This window comes from uncultured Nevskia sp. (assembly GCF_903885465.1).
GTDB lineage: Bacteria > Pseudomonadota > Gammaproteobacteria > Nevskiales > Nevskiaceae > Nevskia.
In genome coordinates this window covers 1-8,391 of the sequence record NZ_CAISIQ010000291.1, presented here as the reverse complement: position 1 = coordinate 8,391, position 8,391 = coordinate 1, and the positions used below count along the sequence as shown (strand labels likewise).

9 protein-coding genes and 1 pseudogene are annotated in these 8,391 nt (G+C 62.2%); 6 read left to right on the top strand and 4 right to left on the bottom strand.

Annotated features, from left to right (window positions below; translation table 11 throughout):
• Positions 1–202 (bottom strand): annotated as a pseudogene (locus QZY06_RS11275) (hypothetical protein); the annotation flags it as partial.
• A 540-nt stretch (positions 203–742) separates the two neighbouring features.
• Here QZY06_RS11275 and QZY06_RS11270 point away from each other — a divergent pair.
• From QZY06_RS11270 to QZY06_RS11255, 4 genes are read left to right on the top strand one after another with little or no spacing between them, the layout of a single operon-like run.
• On the top strand, positions 743–1,051 hold the full coding sequence (locus QZY06_RS11270) for an integration host factor subunit beta (RefSeq protein WP_295684221.1): 309 nt from the start codon (positions 743–745) through the stop codon (positions 1,049–1,051).
• A 49-nt stretch (positions 1,052–1,100) separates the two neighbouring features.
• Positions 1,101–1,394 (top strand): lipopolysaccharide assembly LapA domain-containing protein, encoded by a 294-nt coding sequence (locus QZY06_RS11265; RefSeq protein ID WP_293397176.1) that lies wholly within the window; start codon positions 1,101–1,103, stop codon positions 1,392–1,394.
• 13 nt (positions 1,395–1,407) lie between these two features.
• Positions 1,408–2,502 carry a tetratricopeptide repeat protein gene (locus QZY06_RS11260; RefSeq protein WP_295684218.1) on the top strand — a complete coding sequence of 365 codons (1,095 nt, stop codon included), beginning with the start codon at positions 1,408–1,410 and terminating at the stop codon, positions 2,500–2,502.
• A 40-nt stretch (positions 2,503–2,542) separates the two neighbouring features.
• Positions 2,543–3,544 carry an SDR family NAD(P)-dependent oxidoreductase gene (locus QZY06_RS11255; protein ID WP_295684215.1) on the top strand — a complete coding sequence of 334 codons (1,002 nt, stop codon included), beginning with the start codon at positions 2,543–2,545 and terminating at the stop codon, positions 3,542–3,544.
• Positions 3,545–3,552: 8 nt separating this feature from the next.
• Here the strand turns inward: QZY06_RS11255 and QZY06_RS11250 are convergent, their stop codons facing one another.
• Positions 3,553–5,010, bottom strand: a complete 1,458-nt coding sequence (locus QZY06_RS11250; protein ID WP_295684212.1) for a M48 family metalloprotease — start codon at positions 5,008–5,010, stop codon at positions 3,553–3,555.
• Between the two features lie 161 nt (positions 5,011–5,171).
• Between QZY06_RS11250 and QZY06_RS11245 the strand changes: the two genes are divergently transcribed.
• Complete coding sequence (locus QZY06_RS11245; protein WP_295684210.1) at positions 5,172–5,690, top strand: CvpA family protein; 519 nt, start codon at positions 5,172–5,174, stop codon at positions 5,688–5,690.
• A 5-nt stretch (positions 5,691–5,695) separates the two neighbouring features.
• The gene (gene purF, locus QZY06_RS11240; protein ID WP_295684208.1) at positions 5,696–7,222 is read left to right on the top strand and encodes an amidophosphoribosyltransferase; all 1,527 of its coding nucleotides are present in this window, start codon (positions 5,696–5,698) and stop codon (positions 7,220–7,222) included.
• A 3-nt stretch (positions 7,223–7,225) separates the two neighbouring features.
• On the opposite strand, the gene QZY06_RS11235 is transcribed toward purF, so the two are convergent.
• Positions 7,226–7,531 (bottom strand): ferredoxin family protein, encoded by a 306-nt coding sequence (locus tag QZY06_RS11235; RefSeq protein WP_295684206.1) that lies wholly within the window; start codon positions 7,529–7,531, stop codon positions 7,226–7,228.
• Positions 7,531–8,391, bottom strand: an 861-nt coding sequence (locus QZY06_RS11230) for a molybdopterin dinucleotide binding domain-containing protein (protein WP_295684203.1), incomplete at its 5' end; no start/stop codon positions are given. The genes QZY06_RS11235 and QZY06_RS11230, both read right to left, overlap by 1 nt.

The following is an 8,391-nucleotide window of genomic DNA, read 5'->3' as shown; positions in this document are numbered from 1 at the left end:
TGCTCACCAGCACTATTACACCGTGAGACCGTCTGATGCGAGTGCGGACGCGATCTTTCCAATCCTTGTCATACGGTTCTTTAACCGACATATCTACAAATTCGTAAGGAGCTCGTGGACTCAACGATTGTCCTTTAAGGAAATCCCTCTGCCTCTCGTCCTCGATAGCGAATGCAATGAAAACTACTTTTTTATCAGCCATTTTTCCCCCTATGGTGACCGGAAAGATACAGTGAACTTTTGCTGCTCTTGACTATACACCTTGTTGCATGTCCCTCAAACGGTGTTGCGGACACTTTTTATGCATTGGAGCAGAAGTCAAAGCCGATCTCGCCGGCTCAGGTCAAGCTGTTGATTAGGGTTCGGGGCTACCGCCATCCTTTGAAGGTTCCGCCAACGCTGCACGTTCTTAGTTCTGGAGCGCAGCCAACCATTGGGCTATGATGACCGAATAAGCCCACCGTCCCTTGGCAATCGTCACCGCTACAGCGCGACCCGGCTTGCTTTCCCAGGGCTCTCATGTGGCTCCCAGCCCACAACGCCGCATCCCCTGCAAGCGGCACGAAACAGAGCTAACCTATTGCCCCGTATATGGTTTCAAGCCTCGCGTGATTTGCACGAAGGGCTTGACACCGGCCCTTTTTTGTGCCTCGCGTTTGATAAATTTGCGCGACAACGGTTGCGCACTCAGCTATTTTTCACTATCGTCGACCGTCCCAAAGGTTTGATCGCGCAAGCATTTATGACCAAATCCGAATTGATCGAAGCGCTTGCGCTGAAGCAGACCCATCTGATGCAGAAAGATGTCGAACTGGCCGTGAAGCTGGTGCTCGACCAGATCAGTGATGCACTTGCTCATGAGGAGCGGGTGGAGATCCGCGGCTTCGGCAGCTTTGCGCTCCACAGCCGTCCGTCGCGCGTCGGCCGCAATCCGAAGACCGGCGAAGCGGTGCAGATTCCGGCCAAGCATGTGCCGCATTTCAAGCCCGGCAAGGAGATGCGGGAGAGGGTCAATGCCAGCATCGAGACGACCCCGCTGAAGAACCTCTGACCGCTGGTCAGCCACCGTTTTCTTCACTCCATCGCGGATCGATTTCCCCATGCTTCGAGTGCTGACCGTGATCCTGCTGGCTCTGGTGTTTCTGACCGGCGCCAGCCTCGGCTATTTCAATGCCGAGAGAGTTACCTTCCATTATCTGTTCGGGCAGGCCGAGATTCGGGTCGCCGTGCTTGTGGCCTTCAGCTTCGTCATCGCAGCGGTGCTGACTCTGGCCTTGTGTGGCTTGCGGATGCTGCGTCTGCATCGCGAAATCCGTCGTCTGCGCAAGGCGCTGCGCGACAGCGAAACCGAGCTCAAGAACCTGCGTAATCTGCCGCTGCTCGGCAGCCGCTGAGCACCGGCCGGCGATGTTCGAAACGCTGTTCTCCTGGGCTTTCCTGCCGCTAGGCGTGGTGCTCGGCTTGGCGATGGCCAAGCGCAAGACGCTGGATCGCCCTGAACCGTCGACACCCGGCGAGCCTCGGCTGGACATGAACCTGCCGCCGCGGACCGATACCGATCCCGTCGAATTGCAGATGACACTCGGCAGCCTGTTTCGCAAGCGGGGCGATTTCGATCGCGCCATCCAGCTGCATGAAGCGGTGCTGGCAAGGCCTGAGCTGACCGCCGACGAAGCGGCTCGTGCACGGCTGGAACTGGCGCAGGATTTCCTGCGCGGCGGCGTGATGGACCGAGCCGAACAGCTGCTGCTGGACCTGGTCGTCGCCGGCGAGCATCTCGGCGAAGCGCTGGAACTGCTGCTTGATCTGCATGAGCAGGGTCGCGACTGGCAACAGGCGATGCGCACGGCGGCCCAGTTGCAGGGCGTTCAGGGCAAATCCCAGGCGCGGCGCATCGCCCATCATCACTGCGAGCTGGCCGAGAACGCCCGTCATGACGGCGATCTCGCGACCGCGCGTCAGCGAGCCGAGAAGGCTCTCGATTCCGACCACGGCTGCGCGCGCGCCAGCCTGTTGCTGGCCAGCCTCGCAGAAGCGGCCAAGGACTGGGAGGCTGCGATCAAGGCGTACACCCGGGCGATCGAGCAGGATGTCCGCTATCTGCCGGAGGTGCTGGCGCCGATGCAGCGCTGCTATCTAGAAAGCGACAATGCCGACGCCTATGTGCAGTTTCTCGACGATGCCGAAGCTGATCATCCGGATTCGCTGGCTGTAGCACTAGCCAAGGCCGACATCCTGGCCGAGCAGGGCGACAACGCGCAGGCCTATCTGGCGACCCGGCTGATGAAAACGCCGAACTGGCGGGGTCTGCTGGTCTGGATCGATGCCTCGATGCCCGGTTTCGATACCGCGGCGAGCCTGACCGCCGCGTACCGCAAGCGTCTGCAAGGGCAACCGCGCTATGCCTGCAGCAACTGCGGCCTGAAGCCCGGCGTGCTGTTCTGGCAGTGCCCGAGCTGCAAGCAATGGGCGACGATCGCGCCCGCGAAGGAAGACCTTTGAATCACCTTCAGCATCGGCAGTTTAAGGTCGCGGCGTAGCCATGAGCCGCACGGCATTCGTGACCGGTGCCGATGGCTTCATCGGCGTCAATCTGGTCGAAGAATTGCTGGCCCAAGGCTGGGAAGTGACGGCCATGCACCGGGCTGATGCCAAGCTGCAGCGACTCGAACAACTGGCAGCGCAGAGAGTCATCGGCGATGTCACCGATCATCGCAGTCTGCGTGCGGCGATGCCGGCGCAGGTCGATGTCGTGTTCCACGCGGCGACCAATACCTCGCTGTGGTCGCGTCAGCGCATCGAGCAGCTCAAGGTCAACGTCAAGGGCACCCGCAATGCGGTGCGCGTGGCGCTGGAAACCAGGGCAGGGCGTTTCATCCATACCTCGAGCCTGGTCGCCTACGGTCTGCATGGCGGCACGGTCTCCGAAGACACGCCATCTCGCGGCCTCGGTTCGACGATCAACTACGTGCGCAGCAAGGCACTTGCCGAGCGCGAGATCCGGCAAGGCATCAGTCGCGGTCTGAACGCGGTGATCATCAATCCGGCCCATGTCATCGGCCCGCATGACGAGCACAATTGGTCGCGGGTGTTCCGGATGGTCGAGCGCGGACGCCTGCCGGCCATGCCCGGCGGCGGCGGTAGCTTCTGCCATGTGCGCTCGGTGGTTCGCGCGCATGTTGCCGCGGTCGATCGGGGGCGGGCAGGGGCGAACTATCTGCTCGGCGGTGCCGACTCGAGTTACATCGGGCTGGCGCGGGCGATTGCCAAGCTGATGAAGGTGCCGGTCAGGCCGCGTTCCCTGCCGTTGCCGGCGCTGCGTGTGCTGGCAAGGCTGGACGAACTGATGTCGCCGCTGCTGCGGCGTGAGCCGGAGCTGACAGTGGACGCGATCGAACTGTTGTCGACCACGCTCTACTGCCGCAATGGCAAGGCGGTGGCCGAGCTCGGCTATGAACCGCTACCGCTGGCGACGCTGCTGGAGGACTGCCATCGCTGGATGATCGCCAGCGGCCGCCTCAAGTCGGGTGCGACTGAAACCTGAGGCGCGCCTTACTCGCGCTGCAGCCGGCGCAGCTGATCCTTCGGAATCGTCTCGAGAATTTCCTGACGCTTGGCGCTGAGGCGCGAACGATCCTGGGTGGTGATGCTGGCGACCCGCAAGCCCGCATTCAGCTGCTGCAAGGCACCGCGAACATCGCCGCGGCGGAAGTAGTACAGGCACTGCTGGTACTGCGCTTCGGCCACGTTGCCGGATGCGCGGGCAGCGGCGGCCAGCAGACGATAGGTGTCGATGTGGGTACCGAGCGCCTGCTCATGCGACAGCAGCACGCGCCGAGCTTCATCGGGACGGTTCGCAGTAATCAGTGCATCGGCATAGGCCAGGATCGCCGGCGGATGGCGCGGCACGCCATTCAGCGTCTTCTCCAGCAAGGCCAGGCCTTCATCGGTCTTGCCCTGGCCGATCAGGATGCGGGCTTCGAGTATCGGCACGCTGACGGCTTTCGATCCGGCTTTCAGCAAGGGCTCGAGTGCGGCCTGCGCTTCGTCGTAATGGCCTTGTACCTGCTGCGCCATGGCCAGGCCGTACTGGTTTTCAGGCGTCAGCTTGCCAGCGTTCAGTTCACCTTCGAAGAAGGCCGCGATCTCGCTTGCCGAATCGGCCATCAGCACGCGAATTCGCGCCCGCATGATCTCGAAATCCGCCGAGTTCTTGACGTCGCGCTTCTGGTAGCCCGCCGCACGGGCCGAGGCTTCGGCGATACGCGTCGAGTTGACCGGATGGGTCAGCAGGATTTCCGGCAGGCGGTTGCCGTACAGCCGCGTCTGCTGTTCGAGCTTGGCGAAGAAGCTGGCCATGCCGTTCGGGTCGAAGCCGGCAGCGGCGAGGGTGCGGATACCGATGCGATCCGCCTCGAACTCGTTCGAACGCGTATAGCTGACCTGACGGTTGTAGTTGATGCCCTGGCCCAGCGACAGCGCGCCGATGACGATGTTCGGGTTCGCCGAGCCGGCGATGATCGCGGCGATCACCGCCGCCCAGGTGGCGATGGTGGCCACCTGATCGTCGTTCTGGCCGCGTGCGGCATGGCGCTGGGTGACGTGCGCTTCTTCGTGCGCCATGACGCCCGCCACTTCGCTCTCGCTGTTCGCGGCCAGCAGCAAACCGGCGTTGACGCCGATGTAGGCGCCAGGCAGTGCGAACGCGTTGATGCGAGGATCGGCGATCAGGAAGAAATTGAAGGCCGGCGGCTTCTCGGTACCGAAGGCGGCCAGACGCCAGCCGAGTGCGGTCAGGTACTCGCCGATCTCGATGTCTTCGAGCACATAGTTGTAGTAGTAGAGCTCGGCGGCAACCTGCTGGCCGATCTCGTTTTCTTCCGCGGGCGACAAGGCCAGATCAGCGGGATTGCCAATCTCGGGCAGATCGATGATCGGCTGCTCGGCGTTGCTGACGGCACTGACGAACGCCAGCGCGGCGATGGCCAGCGAAAGGAAGGTTTTGCGCATGTAGGAGTTAAGCCCGGGGTTACGTCGAGTTTACGCTTAGAGACCTGCGGCTTACTTAAGTTTCAACGCGGGCAGGTGCTCGCAACGCAAAAAACGGACGCCTCCATGCCTCATGGCGATGGTAGACTTCGCCCGATTTTTCGGGGGGACGTCCACGCGGCATGATCTGGGTCGATTACGTCTTCATTGCCATCCTTGCTTTCTCGCTATTGCTGGGCATCTGGCGCGGCCTTGTCCGCGAGGCCATCAGTCTTGCTGCCCTGATTGCAGCCTTTGTCCTGACGGCGCTGTACGCGCCCGATCTCGCTCATTGGCTGGAGCCGCACATCGAATCGCCGCTCGGCCGCCTCCTGTTTGCCAACGTTCTGGTTTTCCTGTCGGTGATGCTGGTTGGCGCGCTCGTCGCGTGGTTGGCGTCGCGCATCATCAAAGGCGCCGGGCTCGGCAGTTTCGATCGCATGCTCGGCGGCGCTTTCGGCATCGCTCGCGGCGTGTTGGTGCTGGCGGTGCTGGCCCTGGTCGTACAGCTCACCTCGCTGCATCGCGAGCCGGTCATTCAGCAATCGAAACTGCTGCCAGCGCTTCAGCCGCTGGCCGAGGATCTGGCGCGCATTGCGCCAGCTGAATGGCTGAACTGGCTCAAGCCGGCCAACCCGCTGCGTAACACGGATTCGGAGTAACAGACATGTGCGGGATTGTCGGAATCGTTGCGAAAAGTCAGGTCAACCAGGAAATCTACGATGGCCTGACGATGCTCCAGCATCGCGGCCAGGATGCCGCCGGCATCATCACCAGCGAAGGTGATCGCCTGTATCTGCACAAGGAGAACGGGCTGGTTCGTGACGTTTTCCACAAGGACGAATACATGGTCCGCCTGCGCGGCAACATGGGCATCGGCCATGTTCGCTACCCGACCGCCGGCACCTCGACTTCGGCCGAAGCGCAGCCGTTCTATACCAACACCCCGTTCGGTGTGTCGCTGGCCCACAACGGCAATCTGACCAACGCCGAGCAGCTGAAGCAGGAACTGTTCGCCGAAGATCGCCGGCATCTGAACACCGATTCCGATTCCGAAGTGCTGCTCAACGTCTTCGCCCACGAGCTGATGATGATGGGCTCGCCACGGGTGTCGCCTGAAGACGTGTTCGAGGCCGTGTCCCGCGTCCACATCCGCGCTCGCGGTGCCTACGCCGTCGTGGCGATGATCAGTGGTTACGGCGTGGTCGGCTTCCGCGATCCGAACGGCATTCGTCCGGTGGTTTACGGCCGTCGTGAAGGTCCGCAGGGCATGGACTACATGATCGCCTCGGAGTCGGTCGCGCTCGATGCCGCCGGCTTCGAACTGATTGCCGACATCGCACCGGGCGAAGCGGTGTGGATCACGCTCGACGGCGAGATTCATGTTCGCCAGTGCGCCATCAATCCGAGCTATTCGCCGTGCATCTTCGAACACGTCTATCTGGCCCGCCCGGATTCGGTGATGGACAAGATCTACGTCTACAAGGCGCGGCTGCGGATGGGCATCAAGCTCGCCGAAAAAATCCTCCGCGAGTGGCCGGACCACGATATCGACGTGGTGATTCCGATCCCGGACACCTCGCGAGTCGCTGGTGCCGAGCTGGCCGCACGCCTGAACGTCAACTACCGCGAAGGCTTCATCAAGAACCGCTACATCGGCCGCACCTTCATCATGCCGGGCCAGGCCCAGCGCAAGAAAAGCGTACGGCAGAAGCTGAATCCGATCCCGGTCGAATTTCGCGGCAAGAACGTGCTGCTGGTCGACGACTCGATCGTGCGCGGCACCACCAGCCAGGAAATCATCCAGATGGCCCGCGACGCGGGCGCCCGCAAGGTCTATTTCGCGTCTGCCGCGCCGCCGGTGCGCTATCCGAACGTCTATGGCATCGACATGCCATCGGTCACCGAACTGGTCGCCCATGGCCGCACTCATGGCGAACTGGAAACCCTGCTCGGCGCCGACCGCTTGATCTACCAAGATCTCGAAGACCTGATCGAAGCCGTGCGCCACAAGCATTCGAAGATCGTCAACTTCGATTGTTCGGTGTTCACCGGCCAATACGTGACGCAGGACATCGACGACAACTATCTGAACCAGCTCGAGCTGTTCCGTTCGGATTCAGCGAAGGAAGCGCGCCGCATCCGCGGCGGCAACGTGGTCATCGAACTGCATAACGCGCGGCAGGCGCGATAAAGCTCAGTAGCCCAATGCCCGCCGCCGGTCTTCGGCCGTCGGCAGCGGCGGGACTTTCTCGTCGATCACCGGAAGCTCGCGCGACCAGCGGCGATTGAGTTCGACCAGCGCTTCCGCGTCGGTCTCGACATCGAAGCTGTCGAAGATCGCCTTGACCGGGCATACCGGCACACAGGCGGCGCAATCGATGCAGACATCGGGATCGATGTATAGCCGCTCTCCGGAACCGTGGAAGCAATCGACCGGGCAGATGGTGACGCATTCGGTGTAGCGGCAGGCTTCGCAGTTGTCGGTGACCACGTGTGGCATTAGGCCAGCCTCACTTCAACCCGGTTATCCGAGAACGTCGGCGCGCCACCCAAGTCGGCGAGGGCAGTGGGATTGAGCGCAGCGGGTGTGGCCTGCGCGCGCGAGCTGGCGATCCAGTGGCCCATCGGCGCGATGACCACGCCAGGCATCGCTTCGTCGCCGACCTTGGCAACTGCCACGAACGAACCGCGATCGTTGTGGACGCGAACCACGTCATCACTGCGAATGCCGCGTGCGCTGGCATCCGAAGGGTGCAGGAACAGCTTCTGCTCGCCTTCGCGCGAAGCCTGCCGGCGAAGATTGCCGTAGGTCGAGTTGAGGAAGGAATGGCTCTTCGGCGACATCATCGCCAGCGGATAGCGGGCAGGGCGTTGCTGTTCGCCGCCAGATTCATTCGGCGGCCGATAGGTCGGTAGCGCTGGCACCGGCGAGCCATCCTGGTGGTCGTTCGAGCCCTGCCGAAAGGTCGGCAGCACGAAGTTGCCACCGGCCGCCATCGATGCTTTCAGCTCCACCTTGCCGGACGGCGTCGGAAAGCCACCCCGGGCATGCGGCGCGAACACGTCTGCAGTAGGAAGATTCAGGCGAGCCCAGCCCTGTTCCTGTAGAGACTCCATGCTGATGCCCTGCATCGCCGGGCTGTCCCAATCCATGGAGTCGCGCATGATCTGTTCATCGCTGCGATCGAAGAACGGATCGTCGAAAGCCATCGTCGTGGCAAGCCGGCGAAACAGCTCCGCATTGGCCACCGATTCTCCCAACGGCGCGATCGCCTGCCGGTTCAGGGTCAGATAAAGATGACCCCAGGAGAACATCAGGTCCGCCTGTTCCACCTGGGTCGTCGCAGGCAGCACGATGTC